This window comes from Caldisalinibacter kiritimatiensis (assembly GCF_000387765.1).
Lineage (GTDB): Bacteria > Bacillota > Clostridia > Tissierellales > Caldisalinibacteraceae > Caldisalinibacter > Caldisalinibacter kiritimatiensis.
Window position 1 is genome coordinate 1 of record NZ_ARZA01000007.1, and the last position, 20807, is coordinate 20807.

At 31.2% G+C, this 20807-nt stretch carries 9 protein-coding genes; 5 read left to right on the plus strand and 4 right to left on the minus strand.

Features of this window, described 5'->3' with window-relative positions; all coding sequences use genetic code 11:
• Positions 1 to 157 precede the first annotated feature (157 nt).
• Positions 158 to 814 carry a hypothetical protein gene (locus tag L21TH_RS00285; RefSeq protein ID WP_006305544.1) on the plus strand — a complete coding sequence of 219 codons (657 nt, stop codon included), beginning with the start codon at positions 158 to 160 and terminating at the stop codon, positions 812 to 814.
• 10 nt (positions 815 to 824) lie between these two features.
• Here L21TH_RS00285 and L21TH_RS00290 read toward each other — a convergent pair whose 3' ends face one another.
• The 4 genes from L21TH_RS00290 to L21TH_RS00305 form a co-directional block, all read right to left on the minus strand.
• Positions 825 to 1400 carry an S-layer homology domain-containing protein gene (locus tag L21TH_RS00290; protein ID WP_006305546.1) on the minus strand — a complete coding sequence of 192 codons (576 nt, stop codon included), beginning with the start codon at positions 1398 to 1400 and terminating at the stop codon, positions 825 to 827.
• A gap of 90 nt (positions 1401 to 1490) precedes the next feature.
• On the minus strand, positions 1491 to 2909 hold the full coding sequence (locus tag L21TH_RS00295; RefSeq protein ID WP_006305550.1) for an S-layer homology domain-containing protein: 1419 nt from the start codon (positions 2907 to 2909) through the stop codon (positions 1491 to 1493).
• An 18-nt stretch (positions 2910 to 2927) separates the two neighbouring features.
• Positions 2928 to 3887 carry a beta-sandwich domain-containing protein gene (locus L21TH_RS00300; protein ID WP_006305559.1) on the minus strand — a complete coding sequence of 320 codons (960 nt, stop codon included), beginning with the start codon at positions 3885 to 3887 and terminating at the stop codon, positions 2928 to 2930.
• Positions 3888 to 3889: 2 nt separating this feature from the next.
• Positions 3890 to 5314, minus strand: coding sequence for a hypothetical protein (locus L21TH_RS00305; RefSeq protein WP_006305561.1), 1425 nt, complete (start codon positions 5312 to 5314; stop codon positions 3890 to 3892).
• Between the two features lie 349 nt (positions 5315 to 5663).
• Here L21TH_RS00305 and L21TH_RS00310 point away from each other — a divergent pair, with 349 nt between their 5' ends.
• The 4 genes from L21TH_RS00310 (at position 5664) to pulA (ending at position 20774) form a co-directional block, all read left to right on the plus strand.
• Positions 5664 to 11753 carry an IPT/TIG domain-containing protein gene (locus L21TH_RS00310; RefSeq protein ID WP_006305563.1) on the plus strand — a complete coding sequence of 2030 codons (6090 nt, stop codon included), beginning with the start codon at positions 5664 to 5666 and terminating at the stop codon, positions 11751 to 11753.
• 32 nt (positions 11754 to 11785) lie between these two features.
• Positions 11786 to 14461 (plus strand): S-layer homology domain-containing protein, encoded by a 2676-nt coding sequence (locus L21TH_RS00315; RefSeq protein WP_006305566.1) that lies wholly within the window; start codon positions 11786 to 11788, stop codon positions 14459 to 14461.
• A gap of 229 nt (positions 14462 to 14690) precedes the next feature.
• A complete protein-coding gene (locus L21TH_RS00320) occupies positions 14691 to 16196 on the plus strand; it encodes an S-layer homology domain-containing protein (RefSeq protein ID WP_006305568.1) in 1506 nt (501 codons plus the stop codon).
• A 261-nt stretch (positions 16197 to 16457) separates the two neighbouring features.
• On the plus strand, positions 16458 to 20774 hold the full coding sequence (gene pulA / locus L21TH_RS13625; protein WP_006305570.1) for a type I pullulanase: 4317 nt from the start codon (positions 16458 to 16460) through the stop codon (positions 20772 to 20774).
• Positions 20775 to 20807: the final 33 nt, after the last annotated feature.

The window sequence follows — 20807 nt, forward strand, 5'->3', positions numbered from 1 at the left end:
AGGAAGGTTTTTTGCCTGCGTTTTTTCGTCAACTAGCACATCTTTGTTGTCGATGGACGCCCACGTTCATTGACTAAATCTACATCTTGAGGGACGTAGGCGTCCCTCAAGAACAAGATCCAAGAACTAAGAGCTAAAAACAGGAGTGTGACTTGAAGTGTCTGGACTAATAATCGAAGGAATATGTGCCACAGGAAAATCGACTATATACAAAGTTATATCTACAAAAAAGCCTTATTTAGAAAAGCAAACTAGAATACAATTAAGTGAATACTTAACAGAAAGAATAATAGAAAATATTAATCCTTCTTTAGACCAAAGGATTCAGTTGTTAAATGGGTACGTTAATATGTTTGATATGATATATTCCAACTTTTATAATTCAAGATTTAAAAATACAAAATTCTTTAAAGTTAAACCTTGTTTTCTGATAGAGAGATTTCATCTTACCCATGCAGTAGAAGCAAAAAAGTTTGAGCCCTTTAAAGACATAGATACAAGACTTAAAAATATAGATTTTAAGATTGTAATATTGAAGATGAATAATAACGTTATTAAAGAACGATTAGAGGATACTTTTCCACGACGACCTAAAACATGGTATAACTATGTAATGTCCTTTGGAGGAATAGAAGGTGCTGTAAAGAGATATTCTGATATGCAGGATAGATTATTACAGTATGCTAGCTTAACCTCTTTACCTGTAAAAATAATAGATACAACAGAAAAAAGATGGGATAATTATGTAGCAGAGATAGAAAAGTTTTGGGGCTTAGCACCTAGTACCCAGTACCAAGTACCAGAAAGCCACTAAATGTGGCTTTCTAATACTCTTTATTTAATTTCACAAGTAAAGTATTATAAATATAATATACAACTTCACCTCTAGTTGAATAGGAATCTGGTATAATTACTTCTCCATTATCTATACCTAATTCTAATGCCTTTTGGATGTAATTTAAAGGCCACTCTTTATTTTCGTCTAAAGAATCATCATACCCTAGCAATCTTACTAAAATAGTTATTACTTCACTATAAGTAATTTTATTTTCAGGTCTAAAAGTACCATCGTTATATCCGTTTATTAATCCTTCTTCAACAGCTATGTTTATATATCCTGAAGCCCAATGGTCTTTTTTTACATCATTAAATCTACTATCTTTTTGATATTGGTCTACTTCTTTATCTTTTAAAATTATTCTTACAGCTAAGGTTGTAAATTCGGCTCTAGTTATGTGATTTTCTAATTTTAAAGAACCATCATCATAACCAGTAAGTATACCTAAAGCTACTAATTTTTCTGCTGCTTCCTTTTGTTCTTCTGTTACTTCTTGTGCTACTGCTAGACTACTGAAAAGTATTATAAATATTATTAGTAGAGCCGTTAATCTTTTGAACACATGGTTCACCTCCGTTATAACAGTACACTTTAATTATAACAGAGGTGAGTACTTAACAATATTTCAATTGTATTACAGTTTGATTAAGAATTAAATCACCTTCAATATTTCAAGTAATTTTACAATTACTTTACATGCTTCAACCCTTGTGATAGGGGCTAAAGGGTTAAAGGCTCCGTTATCATATCCTGTAAATATACCTAAATCATACATTTTATATACACTTTTTTTAGCCCAATTTGGTATTTCTTTGTCGTCAGTATATAAAAATTCTTTATTATCTGCTTGATAATTTTTTAATATCCTATCAATTATCACTGCAATTTCTGTCCTTGAGATATTACTGTTTGGCTTAAAAGTGTTGTCATCATAACCAATCATTAATTTCTGATTTACAACGCTAGTAATATATTTCGTTGCCCAACTAGGAATAGATTTACTATCCTTGAATTCATCATGGTTGCTACTATACTCTTTTAAATCTAGAGAAAGACTTATTATTTTAGCTATTTCTGCTCTAGTTATATATCTATTAGGTTTAAATGTGTTTTGATTTGTTCCATTTATAATACCCATCATGGTGAGTCCTTGTATATATTCCTTTCCCCAACAATTAGCTATATCGTTATATTCTTTATAGTACTTATTCTCAAAAACACAGAACTTAGTGAAGTGACTTACCCAAGTTGTTATATATCCATTTTCTATTTTTCCTCCAACATAAACCCATTTTTTTCTTTCTTCATTATAATAATAAATGCATGGATATCTTATGTTTTCATTGTCCTTTAGTTTTATGGATAATTTTATTTTATTGAATTTATTTTTACATGTAATATCATATATATTAGATAAACTACTATCTGACGATATTTTCTTTATATGAATTGTTGAATCAGACAGAAATGTATTCTTTGGAATTGTTAAAGACAATCCTTCAAACGTAATTCTATTCTCCTTTTCTTTTATTATGTTAGAAATTAGTTTTGTATTAGAGCTTGTACTACTTGTCTTTTTTCTTTCATGAATTTGCATGTTTATATTGTTTATATTGTGATATATATAGCTTCCATCTTTTTCAAGAAGATTACTTTCTTGTATGTTTATAGGTGTAGTTCCGTGCTTTACAGTATTAAAATTAATTATACCAATATTAATGCTATTATTAAAAGAAGCTTCATTCCCTAAAAGGGTTATCAATAACTCTATTTTTCCTGTAGTATTATCTATTTTATTAATTGCAATAAAATGCTTTTTATTTATTATATCGTCACATAAATCAATGGTATCTTCTTTTGCTTTAATATAATTGGGGTCAAATTTTAACTTTATATGGAGTGCATATACATCTTGTATATTGTCTATATTGATTTTGACAGAAAAAGGATTATTTATTTTTACATATTCTTTTGAGCTATTAAGATTTAAAGTTCCACTTTCCTCACCAAAGGAAGGGGAGCATAGAAATAAAATTGATATTATAATTATAACTTGTAATTTTACCTTCATTATGCTTTCACCATCGTTTTATCCGTTTAACCTTCTAGTTACAAATACAAGGTCTATAATATCAATTTTTCCATCATTGTTGACATCGGCTATTGCTACGGCTTCATTCCAAGAGTTATCTGATGATGATATACCATAATAATTTGCTATATAAACTAAATCTTCTATGTTTACAGTTCCATCATTGTTCATATCACCTTGGACTAATTCTGCTAGTTCAATTTGCACATTTGTAGCTTCTCCATTATTTATTACTACTTGTTGAGAATAATTTATGTAATCTGTAGAATTTATTCTTAAAGTATATGAGCCTTCAACTACGTCTGCTATTGAGAATGTTCCATTTAGTGATGTAGTAGTAGAGTATGCAACCACATCGTTTTTAAGTAGCTCTACTGTAATATTATTTATTCCGTTGCTGCTCTTGTCACTTACATTTCCTGAAATACTTCCTAGTCCTAAAATATTAAAAGATAAGTCATTTGTCATATATGGTATCTCTCCATAATTTTTATCAGTATCTTCATAAACAATTTTACTGTCACTGTTTATACTAATACTCCCACTACCTTTCCCTATTGCTTTAAATGTTAGAGTTCCTATTGTTATGTCTTCTGATATCGGTGTAATATCTTTATTGATACCAAATAAAAATAATGTTTCTCCTAAATTATCTACTATATTTTCGTTTGTAACTCCATCAATATTAGTAAAGTCCGTGATATTTTCAATAGTTAAGTTTTTATTTTCTAATTGCAATAGATTATGGTCATAATTTACTACAATTTTACTACCCACTAAGTTTTGTACATTTTTTATATCAATATTTACTGTAAACGCATCTCCAGGTTTAAGATTTGAAGTATCTGATGAACTATTTAGTTCTATAGTTGAATTATCAGCGTAAATGATTATTGGATTTAAAAGGATTATGGTCATGTATATACAAAAACACAATATTGCTCTTTTTTTAGTCAATTTTATTCCCCCTCATATCTTAAAAATATAATTAAATCAAATATATCTATTAAATCATTTCTGTTCAAGTCACATTTACTATCCCAATTATGATTGCCTATACTATAACTAAAACAATTAATTATTCTACTTAAATCTTCATTAGAAATAGTGCAATCGCTGTTTATGTCGAATAAATTGTCTGTATATTCAAGTTCAACATTAACGTTATAGCTTTCAGTATTTACATTAATTTCTTTTATTATTGCTTTATATTTAGGATATTCAAAACTTAAAGTATATACATTAGGTTCTATATTGTTAAAGTTAAAAGCTCCATTTACATCGGTATAAGTACTTGAGAGTTTTTCTTTATTACGAAATAAGTCGACTCTAATATCTTGGTGATTCGACGAATTTTTTAAAGTAGCAGTGCCTGATATTTCGCTTTGTTCTATCGGTGTAATCAAATCATTAACAAATTCAGTACATTCTTCATTTAATGCCCAGTTTTCATATATTATATTTCCTTGAAAATCAATGGTACTATCGCTTCCGTAAGGACCATTGATGCTTCCCCACCAATTATTATTAAGATTCAGTGTATGGGATAGGTCATTGTTATATATTCGGTAAGTGTCTGATGTGAAGCTATTACTATGAAAGCTTAAATTCTTAGAAGTGTAGCTATTAACTGTACATCTACTGCCTTCAAAGCTATTATTATATATAGATACCATACCAATATTATTTTCTTCAGATATAATTCCACTGTCTATAAAATTATTGTTATCCATATTAATGTTGGCTCCATTGTTTTTTATGGTTAAAGATGTATTGTGAAAGGTGTTATCAGTAAAGGATATATTACCTGATACTTCATTAGTTAATTGTATCCTTGGTACATCATTATTGAATGTACTATTTTTTATAGTTATGTTTAGTGGAGTAGAATTCAAGCTATCCTTTAAAACTACAGGAATACTATAATAGGTTATAACATTATCCATATTAATATTAGATGTATTAGTTTGTATTAAAGGCCTTGAAAATTGGGATTTCAATATTAAATTTTTTATTGAAAAGAAATTAGGGGATTCAACGTCAATACATGGGTTGGTGGCTTCTTTGAAATGAATAACTGGTAACTTTCCATTATTGGATAGGCCTATTATGGTTACATTTTTGTTTATTGTTGTTTCAGAAAAGACATAAGGTTGGGATTTATACAATATTTCAATAGTTCCACCATCGGAAACATTTTCTAAAGCCTCTTTTAAAGTATTATAATGATTGATATATGGTCCTATGGTAACGGTATTGGGAAGAGTATCTTTAGCACTAGATGTATATATTGGTGTGAAAAGTAATAGAAACAACGCTGTAATAGATATTATGATATATTTAGATATTCTATTGTAATAACTTATAAAATCACCTCTTTTCATTATTAGATAATAATATTATAGCAGAAATAACAAAAAATACAAAATAATTCTACAAAATTCTAATATCATTGTAAAAATATATTATAACGATGCACATAATGAAGGAAAAAGAATGACTATGTTGAATTATACGTAGTATAGGGAAAAGTGTTATAAAAGACATGAAAAGATGTAGCGTATTTCAATAAAACTTAAAAGTAAAAAGTATTTAAACCAACAGCGAATAGCCTATACTCAACAACAAATGAAAATAATTACATTTAAGAATACGTGCAATTCTGTCGATAAATATTATGGCAGAACGTAAGATACCTATAGATTACCTGTCTATAAGGAGGAAAATTATAGTATGAAAAAAATAATTTCATTTATAACTATATTTGCATTATTGCTCACAATCACTGGTATAAACGAAATAGCTTACGCTATAGATATAGGTGAAGGTGCTACTGTTACAGAGGTTACAGTAGGTAAAAGATACAACTCAAATTTAGAGATTGAGTATATGTATGTATTAATAAAGGGTAGTGGACTTAAAGACAAAGAGGTTTACTACTTAACTCCAGGTTACGGAGCTACTTTACTTACAAATAGAACATTAAATACAGAAACAATATTGCAATTTGATGTAACAAGTATAGAAAATCAATTTACTGGAGATGTGAACATAAAGATTGGAGATGTAACAATACCAGTAGATTTTTCAGAAATGCCAACACTTAAGTCAGTAGACAAGAAAACTGTTAATGTTGACGAAAATGACGATTTAACAATAGAAGGTACTAACTTAGATAAGATAAACACTAGTGATTCAGGTATAGAGTATAAAGGTTTCATAAACGATGCTGATATGGGCGATTTTATTACTAATAGTAGTGATAGTGAATTAGAATTAACTGACCCAAAGCCAGAAGGTGAGTATGGACTTCAGGACATCATATTTAAGAAGATTGTGGAAGAAGTTCCAGATACGAGTCCAGCAGTTACTGTTGAGTATAGATATGAAGACCAATTTAGTTACATAAAAAATATATCAATCGATGGATTTGATATGTATCCAAATAGAGGAGCAGCAGGAAGTACTTTATATTTTACTGGTACAGATATGAACAAGTATTCTGCTTTTTTATTGAAAGACCTAAAAGGTGAAGAGTATAAGTTTACAAACGAAAATAAGACAAAGTTTATAAATCTTGTTCCAGATGGAGATAAGAATATATTATCTGTAGAAGTACCAGATTTACCTACAGGTGAATACTATGTAATGCTCACAAATCCAATATCAGATGGTGAAGACCCAGAAGAAAATATAACCGATATGTTTTTAGTTCCAGATAAATTTACTATTATAAACGAAGGTAATAAAATGCAAATCATATCAGTGGACCCACAAGAAGGACCTGATACAGGTGAAGAAGTTGCTATAACAGGTAAATACTTTGGAACGTTAAATATAGATGAGCTTGTACTAGATGACTCTGATGATTATACTGCGGAAATTGAACCTGATTTAAAGGACGAATTAACAATTACTTATAATAGTAATGCAACATATAAAGGCGAAGTAGTATCTAACCTTCAAAGGAAAGTTATTGTAATAATCGGAAATAAGCAGCAGTTTGTTAACGAAGGTAGTTTTGGTACATTTGATGAACTCTATGTAAATGCAATGTTTGATAGTGCAAATTCTGAGCCTGTACAAGATGTTATAATTGAAACTGAAACTACTTTTACTTGTGGAGGCAAAGATTATAGATTCATAGAAAGAGCAGAATTAAAGAATGGATATGAGTTCATACCAAGTTCAGTAACACCAGAGGTTACGAATATATCACCTAATTTTATTGAAGTAGAGCAGGATGGAGTAGACTATAAAACAAAGCATGATATTTTACTTGCGATACAAGGAAATAACAACTTCATGGTCTATAGGGAATATGATGAAGATACAGAAACTACTATAACAAGATATCCAATCGTTAGAATCAAACAGGGCACAAGCACAGAAATAGAGATAAATAAAAACACTAATCAAATATTAGATAAAAATGGTAACGTGTTTGAAAAAGAAGGACAACCTGTTGAGCCAGAAATATACTTTTTAGATGATAATGGAGAAATAGTTGACGGTTCCCAAGGAAATCAAGCTGCATCTAAAATAGTGTTATATATCCCTAAAGGGGTTATAATATCGCAACCTATACCAAATCCAGCATCTATGGATTTAGAGGTCGTTAACCCTGTTATGAATTCATCAGATGAAGGATTAAAAACTGTAATCTATGATGCTATAAATTTTGTAGAAGTTTTAGAAAGTCCCATTATATCAAGTGTTAATCCTAATGTAATTAATGTAGAAGGTGGAGAACAGATAGAGATAATAGGTAGTAACTTTAAGGAAGGTGTAAAAGTATTTTTAGATGGACAAGAAATTGAAGATATAACTCGTCAAGGTGACGGTAAAAAGATAACTTTCACAGCACCACCAGGAAGAGAAGCTAGAACTCAATTATTGGTAATGAACCCTGATGGAGGAATGGATGTACACGAGTTTATATATGTAAAGACATATACAGAACCAAGAATAGATAGTATATCACCTCAAGAGGGTATGGCTGATACTTTAGCAGTTATAAAAGGGGATAACCTGTTAAAAACAGACCCAACAGCAACTTCTCTAACGGATTTAGGTATACAAAAGCTTATAGGTACCAAGGTACTTTTAGATGGCGAAGATATAAACAGATATAATAAACCTTTAGGCAAAATAGAGTTACAAGATTATACTCCAGAAGTAGGCAAAGAAATAATTAGAATAGAAGATAACAAGTTAAAAGTTGCGGATTATTACTATAGTGTGGTATTACAACAAGAAGATTTAGATACAGCAGAAGTGATAGACAACTTCTATACTTTAACTATACAGCCAGATGGTACACCGATTATTTCTGATGGTGTTAACGATGAGTACACCATTGAACTGGATGGTAGTGAAATCAAGGCTAAAACAGAGGGTAAAACTTACACTTTAGATATTCAACTTGGACACATTATATTTAATGATGGAGTACAGGATACTTTAAAGCTTCGTATAAGAACTTTATACGAAATAGAAGATGGTGAGATTACTGGTAATAGAGTAAAAGTAAATTCAAGAAATGAGCTATACTTCTATGTACCTAATTTAGTGGCAGAGGGTTATTATGATGTAACTATAGTAAATCCTGATACTAAGAGTTATACTGTAGAAGATGGATTTTATTACTTTAAATCACCAAATAAAAAGCCTATGATAGACACTATAGAGCCTTCACAAGGGTCAACTGAAGGTGGATATTATATTGAAATTATAGGACAAGATTTTTATGATAATGGAACTAAAAAGACAAGTGTGTACATTGGTGGTATAAAAGTAAATGATGAAGATGTAATTGTAAGTACTGATAATACTTCTATGAAAGTAAAAGTTCCTCCATATCCAGGGGATATAAGAGAAGAATTAGGGTTAGATAGAAAAACTGTACCTGTAGTTGTAGTAAACCCTGATGGAGGAAGTGATTATAAAGAGGATGGTTTTACATACATTATACCTACCAGCCATCCAGAGATAGACCTTTTAAGCAAGACAGAGGGTAAAGCGGCTGGAGGAGACTATGTACAAATTATAGGTAGCGATTTTAGGTTTTATGAGCCTTTTATTGACTTAGACGGAGATGCTGTATATGACCCTGGAACAGAGGAGTATACGGATGTAAATGGAAATGGTCAGTTTGATGATATTACTGGACTTGGAATAGTAGAAGACTTAACAGAACAAGAAAAAATACTACTTCCTAATGTATATTTTGGAGATAATTCTGCGGAAATCATAGAATATGCAGATGGATATCTTCTAGTAAAAACTCCTGATGGAGAGATAGGAAAAGTAGATGTTTATGTAGTTAATAATGATTTCGGAGTTTCAAATAAGAAAAGCTTTAATTATGTTCCATCTGACCCTAAAATTGAAGATATAGTACCAAACGAAGGTACAAGATTAGGTGGAGATACTATAGAAATATATGGTGAAGAGTTTGTAAAGAGTAAAATAGAGGTTTATGAAGAAGATGTTGATGGAAATATAGTTACAACAGAAAAAGATATGGTACTTGTTCGCTTTGGAGATAATACAAATCTTGAAGACGAAGAGTCAGGGAATATTGTAAGTGGAAAGGCTAAAGTAGAACTAGATGGAGGACTAACTGTAGATTATGATTCTATAAAGAATAAATTAATTGTAACAATCAAAGAAAAGGATAAAGAATATACTAGAGAATATAATGACTATGATGATACTGACAAGTTTATAGATGTAACTACATTGAAGAATGTAGAAGATTCATCAAATTACAGTAGACATGAATATATACGTATTAGAGTTGAAGATAGAAGATTATTGGTTGAAAGGGGATATTCTCCAGAAGTAGTAACTGTATATGAAGATACATTAGAAGTATTAACACCTTCATATCATTTAGTTGGTCCAGTACCAGTTACAGTAATAAATCCAGATAAACAAACAGCTGAAGGGCAGTTCACTTATAAAAGTCCAGATAGTAATCCTATTATTACTAGTATTACACCTATACATGACGAAGTACTAAATGAAGCTACAGGAGAAATAGACCATTACGAAATACAATCTGTTATAGAAGGAGGCATACTACTTACAATTGAAGGTAGTGACTTTAGAAGAGGTGTAAAGGTAATGGTAGGAAGTGAAGAAGCAGAAATAGTAAGTAAGAGCAATGACGATGACAAGATAATTATAAGATCTCCTAAAGGTAGAGAAATAGATATAAATAAATTATTGAAAATAGTTGTTATAAATGAAGATGGTGGGATGGTTGATTCGGTTAATTCAACAGGATTAGAACATCCAATATACTATAAATATTTACCAACAATAACTGAGCCTATAATAGAGTCTGTAACACCTAATAAAGGAAGTGCAGGCGGAGGAGAATGGATAGAGATAACAGGTAATAACTTTAGAGTTGGACCTGGAGAAATAGAGGTTAGAATAGGAGGAAAATTAGCTAATATAGATTATGACCAATCTAGATATGATAAGTTAGTCGTTAGAACACCTTCAAGCGATTATTTAGGCCCAGTAGATGTGTATGTAAAAAATACTTTAGAATTAGGAGAAGCAGTACTAAAGGATGGTTTTACTTACTATTCAAATCCTCAAATAACAGATGTAACTCCTGATGAAGTTCATATTACAGGAGGACAGAAGGTAATTATAGAAGGTAGAATGTTTTTAGAAGGAGTGAAGGTATACTTTGACGATACTCCTGTTTCACAAGTAACATTTTTAGACGAAAATACTATAGAAGTAGTTACACCAGAGGGAGAAGAAGGTTATAAGGACATAAAGATAGAGAATACTGATGGTGGTATGTGTGTAGAATCGGATGGAATTAAATACATTTTACCTATACCAGAGACTCCACGAGGCTTCGATGCTGAACCTGGCCATGAAAGGTCTATAGTGCTTACGTGGGACGAAGTAGAAGGTGCTGATAGGTATAAGATATATGGTAGAGAAAAGGGAGAAGATGATTATAAGTTTATAGCTGAAACAACAGAGCTTGAATATTATCTAAAAGATTTAGAGCCAGATACAAAGTATTACTTTAAACTATGGGCATTGAATGAATATGGAGAGTCTGAGGACTATGACTATGCTAGAGCTACAACATTAGAGACTGACGAAGATGAAGAAAATGAAAAATATGAAGAGTATGAAGAAATTAAACAAGAAGGTACAGAAGATACTAAGATAACATATTCTAGTGGAGAAGTTTTAATAGATTTACCACTTGAATATTCTCCTTGGGAATATAATGTAGACCTTACAGATTCGAAATATAAAGATATAGAAGAATTACAAATAAATATACCATTATCTGTGATAAACAGGGGAGCGGGCTCTATTAACCTTAAGACTAAAGAAGTATTAGCACATATTCCTATTAGTAGTATATGGACTAGCGTATATTATATAGGTACAGGGCAGGATGAAGATGATGCTAATGTTATAATAAAAATTTCTAAGCTATCAAAAGCTGAAAAGAGTAGAATAACTAAAAGCTTAAATAGAAGAGAAAAAGCAATATCAGAGGGATATAAGATAGAGCTTATTCTCCAAGTATCTAGAACAACAGAAAAATTACAGTTAAATGATGATATAAACTTTGGTATACTGATTGATAATGAAAATATAGACAAAAACAAGTTATATTTAGCTAAGTTTAATCCAGAATTAAATAAGCTACAAGAGAATGAATTTTATGTTTCACAGGTATATAAATATGATTATACGAAAACTGTTTACAATGTATACGGGGAAATAAAGAAAGATGGCAAGTTCATTGTAATATATAAAAAATAGTATATATTAATTAACTACAATGAGGTGTTTATATGAAGAAGTGGATATCCCTAATAGCAATACTGAGCTTAGTATTTATATTGACCAATTCTGTTTATGGTGAAAATGCAACCTTTGTTTATGATGGAATACCAACATATGAAGCATTATACGAAAATGTAAAATTTAATGACATAGAAAAACATTGGGCTGAGGAATCAATTTATAAAATGGCTAGTTTATCGGTAATAAGAGGTATGGGAAAACACCAATTTAAGCCAGAAGAAAGACTTACAAAGGAACAAGCTTTAATATTATTGGTAAGACTTCTAGGATTAGAAGGAGAAGCATATACTCAAGCAGAAAATTCTATTGATAATAAAGATACAGGAAAATATCAAATATTAACAACCTTTGATTATTTATCAGAGGGATATATTCAAACTGCTTTAAACAATAATATAGTTACTCAAGAAGAAATAGATGATATAGAAGAACTAACTGAAACAGAAACAGAGGATATAGAATTAGAAACAGAAAAGCAAATGATAAAATACGAAAGAGATTTAGAATTAACAGAAGCTCAATTATCCAACATTGAAAACCAATTAAGACAAAAGCTAGAGAAAAATTATACATGGAGGAAAAATGTTAGTAGAGAACAGGTAGCAGTATGGGTTGCTAGAGCTTTAGAGCTTACTCCAATCATAGGACAAGCCCAACAAAATATATATAATTTAAAGGATTGGCAAGATATCGACACTGATAACCTAGATATAATAGAAGCAGTACTTCAAGAAGAAATAATGCAAGGAAATACAAAGGGGTATTTCCTTCCTAAGTCTTCAATTAAAAGAGGAGAGATGGCAAAACTTCTTGATAATATACATGAAGAAATACTACAAAATAGAGGGTATAAAATATTTACTGGTATAATTGAGAGGATTGGTACAGTTTACGACTGGAATAATGAAGCTCAATTAACTAGAACGGTATTTAGAATAGAGAATGATGATAACACAATATCTGAATTAATTACTAGAAAAAACAATGAAGATGGAATCAGTGTAGGTTTTATAGGTTTAAAGAAAGGAAAAATAATTACTTCAGACAAATTAGAAGAGCTTGACTATATAAAATACTATGTTACACCTGAAAATGAAATTATATTTGCTGAAGTTTTAAATAATCAGACTACCACACTAGAAGGATTTATTAAAGATATAGATACTGATAATAGAACAATAACAGTAGAAAATTATGATGGTAATGAGTTTAAGATAAATGTATCACCTGGAGCTGATATTAGAGTAAATAATTATACAGTAGAGTTAAAAGACTTACTTTACGGTCAAGAGGTAACCCTTAATATTAGCAAGGGAAGTGTAATAGATATAGACGGATACCTAGATACAGGAGAAGAAGGATATATACACCCAGGTGAAAGGATATTTATAGGTAAAGTTTTATATAAGAACCTAGAAGATAATGAACTAACTTTACTAGATAATCAAAAAGAGAAGACATTTATAGTAGACCCTTATACACCAGTGATTAAAAATGATTCAAATGTCGGACTAGAAGGAATTAAAGAGGGAGATATAGTTAGATTAGAGTTTGATGAGCATAACAGCAATATGCCTATTAAATTGTATGTATCTGAACCTGATAGACAATATGAAAATTTATTTAAAGCAACTGTAGCTGACTTTAATCCTAGTAGAAACCAAATTTTACTTAAGGACGTTAGCCATTATGATAACACGGAATGGATAGAAGACAATAAAAATATAATTCTTCCATTAAACTATGATACTGATATATATATTGATGGGAAAGGCATAAACAAACAATACCTTGATAGCTATATTGGGAGAGAAGCATATATTGTGACAGAAGATAACTTTGGGAAAGAAGAGGCATTGAAGATAGTTTTTAAAAATGGTTATGAAAAGCAGTACTATAATAGTGTGCAAAACATAGCCTTCGGTGATAGAAAGATAACTGTAGATTATAATCAAGTATATTTTGATGATAGCACTATTATTATTAAAGATGATAAGCTTATACACCCTTATAATTTAAAAGAAGATGACGATGTATTTGTGGTATCCCATGGAATGGATACATATACAGCCGCTTTTATTTCTGTAGAAGGGATTGAAGACAATGTATATATTGTATATAGAGGTAGGATGGATGAAATAGGACAATATAACTTTGAATTAGATAACTATGACATACTAAAAGGTACAGAATGGGATTATAATTCTAAGCAAACAGAGTTTAATATCAGTGATGATACTAAAATTATTGATACTAGAGATAAGGAAGTAAAAGAAGTTTCTGTAAAAGAATTTACTAACAGTAGATTCTTAAAGGAAGATGATAAAGATAACTATTATAGAGAATATGCTTATGCTGTAGAGTATAATGATATGATTATAGCAATGAATATTATAGACGATAATGATGAGGCCCAAGTAGTTACTACTGGAAAAGTAGATACATTAGATAAAATAAATAGTAGAATTACTCTAGACGATATAAGGGATTGGAGTGACTTTGAGGATAAATGGATTGTTAATACATCTAAAGTTACTTTAGACGTAAGTGATGCTATTTTTATAAAGAATGGAAAAGTAGTTACTATAAACGACATTTCAGAGGGAAATAGCTTATATATCCTTAGAGAAAATGATGATGGATATATAGTTATTGTTAGATAACAAGGAAAGAAGTTAGTAGGTAATTGTTAGTGGTTAGTAGCAAAAACTACAAGCTGATACTTTCGCTTTTAATGATATTATGTTTTTCAGTTGGTAATGAATTCTATGATAGATTGTGTTATTTATGAATACCTACGTCACACTGGTTTATAGAGGGACGCCATGATACCTTGAGTTGTTGAGGGACGCCCACGTCCCTCAACCATTACCTAAGCAGGGAGGAAAACAGATGAAGAAAATTATAAGCACCTTATTGGCAGTCATATTAATATTCCAAGGATATGCATCCTTTGCGCAATTAAATAATGCAGGCTTTGAAGGTGGAATACACAAAAACGAAATGGATTATAGGGATGAGAAGAAATATAAAGAAGTAATATTTTTAACAGGAGAACCAATTCTATTAGAAGGAACAGTTGAATTAAAGATAAGAGACGAAAAGCTTGAATATGAATATGAACTTTCTAATAAAGATGAGACAGTAACCCTTGAAAGAGAGGTAGAGCTTGAAAGGATTATAGATGATGAGTCCCATGAAACACAGATAAGTGAAGTAAACAATATTCTTGATTATGATGAAGAAATAGTAGTGAACTTAGGTGGACAAAGTAATACCTATACCCTTGTCGATTATCAAATGCATAACTCTACAATAGATGATAAGCAACCAGTAGTAACCTATTATCTAGGAAATTGGCTAGGCTCTAAGGTTTATTCAATAAATGATAATGAGGGTGAAGTAAAGGTAGACATATCAGGGAATATATATGGTTATGACCACTACTGGGGTGCTACCGAGACTCAAAAGATACACAAAGATATAAGTTATAGTCAGCAAATAGATGATGATAGTGTGATTGAATGGTATGGATATGCAGATATAGATGTTTCCTTCAATAGAACGAAGAGAATGGAGTACTTTAAAAATCTGCCATATCAGACAAGCTTTGCTGGAGGATATACTTTAACAGAGCAAAATGAAACTATAATGAAATATAAATATAATTTACCCTATGTTGAAGACAATGAAGTTAAGGAAGGAATCTATAACATAGGAGAAGGCACAGAAAGGTTCGAGACCTTACCGACGCAAAAGAAATTATATATACCCAAATTACAAGATATTAAAGGACATTGGGCAGAAAATGATATAGAAAGACTTGCAGCCCTACAAGTTGTAGATGGGACGAATAGATATTTTGGTCCAGACTTATATATGAAGAGGGTAGACTTTGCGAAGTGGATAGTTCATGCAATGGATTTATTAGAAGAGGATACACATTCAAGAAGGTCATTTATAAAAGATGAAGTATATCCAGATATTTTTAGTGATGTGACAAAGGACAATCCTAATTATCAATATATAAAAGCTATAAAGGACAATGGAATAATGAATGGGGTAGGAGATAATAAATTCCTTCCAGAAGGAAACCTTACAAGAGCACAGGCTATAACCATAGTAATAAGAGCTTTAGGACTTGAAAGATTAGCACCAAATCCATCCTTTGATACTAGATTTAAAGATGATGATAGGATACCACTTTGGGCAAAGAAAGCAGTGTATGTGGCAGACCAAGTGGGTATAGCAAATGGAACGCCAGAAGGATATATTTATCCTAATGAATACATGACAAAGGCAGAAGCATCAGCTTTTATTAATAGGTTTATCACATATTTACAACGAGATATGAAAGAGGATTATAGAGAGAAAATAATTAATTTTGATGTAAAGTAGAGTGGCTTATTTAATGCCACTTTTTTTATTATATAATCCAAATACAATTTTCAGAAAAATACAAAAACTCCATTGACAAATATAACGAGAAACTGTATTATATTAAATGTAAATACAATATTTAACACCTTAAGGCTATATATAAAAGGCCTTTAATTTTTAAACAATAATGCAAACGATTGCATAAATCGATATTTTTCAGCATCGGTTTTTATTTTGTTAGTTATGCAACCGTTTGCACAATTTAAAGGGGGGATTTTATTGTACAGCAAAGGTAAAAGACTTATTTCTATTCTATTGACTTTTTTAATGGTCTTTAGTATGTTTTTTACATTTCCACAGACTGCAGTTGTGCACGCTGCTGACAATACAATTGAAGTCGATGGAAATAAGGATGCAGTATGGGAAAGTATGACACCTTTAGGTACATCAACTACTCCAGAATTTAAGCCTGATGGAGTACCTACAGGATACCAGTTAGGTGACTTGTATTTAACTAATGACTCAGATTACTTGTACTTTTGGGTAGATGCTGTAAATGTTCCAAATTGGGGAGAACCTGGAATGTTTATAGACATTGCCTTAAACATCAATGATGAAGACTCTAAAAACTCAGGTAACCCTTGGGAAGCACAGTTTAATTTTGAGGGGACAGCCTTTAAACCCCAATATCATATTACCTTTAGGGTTAAAAATGATAATGAGGTTAATGGAGCAGCTCTTTATTCATCAGAAGACTTAGGAACTCCTATATTAGCTACTTGGGGAGATTCAAAGGGAGCAGAGTTTGCTGTAGATAGAACAAAGGGATTTGAAGGTAAGATTCCTTTAGACTTACTAGGTTTAAAAAATGGTGACTCAATAAAGGCTATAGTAGTTTTAAGTGGAAACAATAGTGGTGAGCATGGAGCCTTTGATGTTATACCAGAAACAGAAGGCAATGAAATAGCCGACAGTTGGAACGAAAGTGGAGATAATGTAAATGTACAATCAACCTATACAAATCCTTATATAGTTGAAGGAGCTCCTGAACCAGCAAGGCTTGAGCTGGTAAGCACTACACCTGAAAATGGAGCAGTAGACGTTAATGTAGACCTTGATAAAATAGACATAGTATTTAATGAAGAAATTAGCTTAGTTTCAGCTGAAAACATAACTGTTACCGATGCAGTATATAACGTTGTATATAGTGATACAACTTTAACTATAAATTTAGAAGGTCCATTAGACTATGATACACAATACACTGTCAACATACCACAGGGTACAGTTAAAGGAAAAGACACTAACACATTAAACGATACAATTACTTTTGCATTCTCTACAGAAAATAACCCTACCTTATTACCAGAACTACCACAGATATCTAGTCCAACATTCAACGGAGATGGAACAGCAACAGTTTATACAGTTTCAGAAAATGACCAAGTATATATAAATGGTAATTTTGTTAGCTGGAGAGAATTTAAACTTTTAACACTGGAAGGCACCTATCAGCAAGATGGGAATAAGGTAAATTTATTCTCTTACACCTTTACTACTGATGATATTAACAATGTTGGAGGAATTGTACAATATAAGTTTTCTCCTGTACCAAGATGGGAAGGGGATTATACTGACCCATTAAATAAATCTCCTAAAGTGGATAATAATTCAGCAATTCATTATCTTGAGATAGAAAGCAAAACAACTCAAGTCCAAGTTGGAGATACTTTAAATTTAAGTGCTATAAGATATTTAGCTGATGGTACAAAAGTAGATTTAACAAATAAAGTAGCATGGTCATCGGATAATGAAAAAGTAACAGTAGATAACGGTGTTGTAACTGTTTCAAATGATGCTACTGTTGATACAAAGTTCAACATATCTTCCAAATATAATGGGGTTACAGCTTCAAAGGAACTTACTATAGTAGAAAAGATAATAGAAAGCCCTGTTGTAGAAAATAATCAAGTAACATTTAATTATATAGGTAATGATGAAATTCAAAGTGTATTAGTTGCAGGTTCTTTTAATGGTTGGGCAACAAGTGGAGATAATGTAATAGAAATGACAAAAGGTGAAAATAACCTTTGGTCTACTACTGTTGAAATTAAACCAGGAATATATTCATATAAACTTGTGGTTAATGGGGACAACTGGATATTAGACCCATTAAACGATAAGACGATTCAAGGTGGATATGGCGATGATAGTAAGCTTGTAGTACCAGGTATTTTATTAGATTTACCAACAGAAGTTGAGCTGGGGGATACTGTAAATCTTTCTGCAAAATTACTTACTGAAGATGAACAAGAAACAGATATTAATCCAACATGGTCATTATTAGAATCGAAACAAGGAGTTACCCTTGAAGGAGAGACTTTAACTATTACAAAAGATGCACCTGCAAATGAAAAGATTACAGTTATAGCAACTTATGAAGGTTACAAGACAGAACACGAATTTACTATCCTTGAAAAGATGTACACATATACCATTAACTATTTCAGATATGATGGAAAACAAAGGGATTGGGATATGTGGATTTGGATTGATGGTAAAGATGGTGCAGAATATGATTTTACTGATTTAACAGATGATAATTTTGCAATAGCTACTTATAAGTTTACATCTAACAAGATAAATGTAATCACAAGACCTGGAGACTGGTCACAGCAAGAGATGGATAGAGTAATAGAAGTACCAGATGGGCAAGATTCTGTTGAAGTCTGGATTATTCAAGGGGATGAGAATGTATATTATAATAGAGAAGATGCTGATACATCAAAGAGAGTATTAGCTGCAATGATGGATTCTTTATCTGAAATATATGTAAAAACAACCCATGAAATAAAGGATGAAGATGTTGAATTCTTTAAGTTAATAGACGTTACAGATGGAAATAAAGAAATACCAGTAACTGTTCAGAAATTAGATACAACAAAGGTTAAATTAACCGTAGAAAATCCTAATGAGATAGATGTAACTAAATTATACGAAGTAAGCTCTAATAGTTTTAGTAGTGGAAAAGTTACAATGAGAAATATATTAAATGACAATAAATTCTACTATAATGGAGATGACTTAGGACTTAACTTTACACCTTCAGAAAGTACATTTAAGGTTTGGGCTCCTACTGCTACTAAAGTAAGCGTGGCACTTTATGATGACTCAGGAACATATAACGAACAAGGGTTAGTTCTAGACCACACTGGTGGAAGAGAAATAGAGATGAATAAAGGAGATAGAGGGGTATGGAGTCTTACAGTTAATGAAAATCTAGAAGGCAAATATTATATGTATAAGGTTGAATTTGCCGATGGGACAGTTAATTATGCAGTAGACCCATATGCTAGAGCAGTTTCAGCTAATGGACAAAGAACTGCAATAGTCGACCTTGAAAAGACTGATCCTGCTAACTGGAATCCAACATATAAGCCACCTATGATAAATCCAACAGATGCAGTAATATATGAAATACATGTTAGAGATTTTTCAATAGATGAAAATTCAGGAATGACAAATAAAGGTAAATTTAAAGCCTTTACTGAAACGGGAACAACCTATAATGGAGTTAAGACTGGTATAGATAGCTTAGAAGAATTGGGGGTAACCCATGTACATCTATTACCATCCTATGATTTCAAGACTGTAAATGAGCTTAAAGTGGATGACCCTAATTCAGATGAACCGAAATTCAATTGGGGATATGACCCACAAAATTACAATGTTCCAGAGGGTTCATATTCAACAGACCCTACTAACCCTATAGCTAGAATTACAGAGTTTAAAGAAATGGTTGAAGCATTACATCAAAAGGGAATTAGAGTAATAATGGACGTAGTATATAACCATACCTACGAAATAAAAAATGGACCATTTAACAAGATAGTACCTGGATATTACTATCGTACAGACGATACAGGTAAATTTACAAATGGTTCAGGCTGTGGAAATGAAATAGCATCTGAAAGACCAATGGTTAGAAAATATATAAAGGATTCAGTAAAATATTGGGCTACTGAATATAATGTAGATGGCTTTAGATTTGATTTAATGGGATTAATTGACATAGATACAATGGAGCAATTGACTAGAGAGTTACAGGAAGAAATTGACCCAACAATACTAATATACGGTGAACCATGGACTGGGGGAAGCACACCACTTTCTCAAGCTTTAATGACTATAAAAGGCCAACAAAAGGATAAAGAATTTGCAGTATTTAATGATAACTTCAGAAATGCAATTCGTGCTTCAAGTGGTAATTTAAACGGTAAGGACTTAGGTTTTGCTACTGGTAAGTCAGGAGTTGAAGATAGAATAGTTACAGGAGTTATGGGCTCAATAGATGATTTTACCAATGCTCCTACTGAAACTATAAACTATACTACATCCCACGATAATTTAAATTTATGGGATGATATTATGGCAGACTTAGATAATCCACTTAACGAAAATTCTGACCCATATGAAACAGTTACTGAAGAAAATATACTAGAAAATGTAGGAGTAAGACGTTCAGTATTAGCAAATGGTATAGTATTTACTTCACAGGGAATTCCATTCTTAGATAGTTGCAAAATACAAAATTAAACTTATCCACAGAAAATTAGTAAAAAAAATAGC

Bases quoted from the DNA above. Each gene is read 5' to 3' on its own strand.
- L21TH_RS00295 (WP_006305550.1), bottom strand. From the start codon at position 2,909: ATGAAGGTAAAATTACAAGTTATAATTATAATATCAATTTTATTTCTA.
- L21TH_RS00305 (WP_006305561.1), bottom strand. From the start codon at position 5,314: ATGAAAAGAGGTGATTTTATAAGTTATTACAATAGAATATCTAAATAT.
- L21TH_RS00310 (WP_006305563.1), top strand. From the start codon at position 5,664: ATGAAAAAAATAATTTCATTTATAACTATATTTGCATTATTGCTCACA.
- L21TH_RS00315 (WP_006305566.1), top strand. From the start codon at position 11,786: ATGAAGAAGTGGATATCCCTAATAGCAATACTGAGCTTAGTATTTATA.
- L21TH_RS00320 (WP_006305568.1), top strand. From the start codon at position 14,691: ATGAAGAAAATTATAAGCACCTTATTGGCAGTCATATTAATATTCCAA.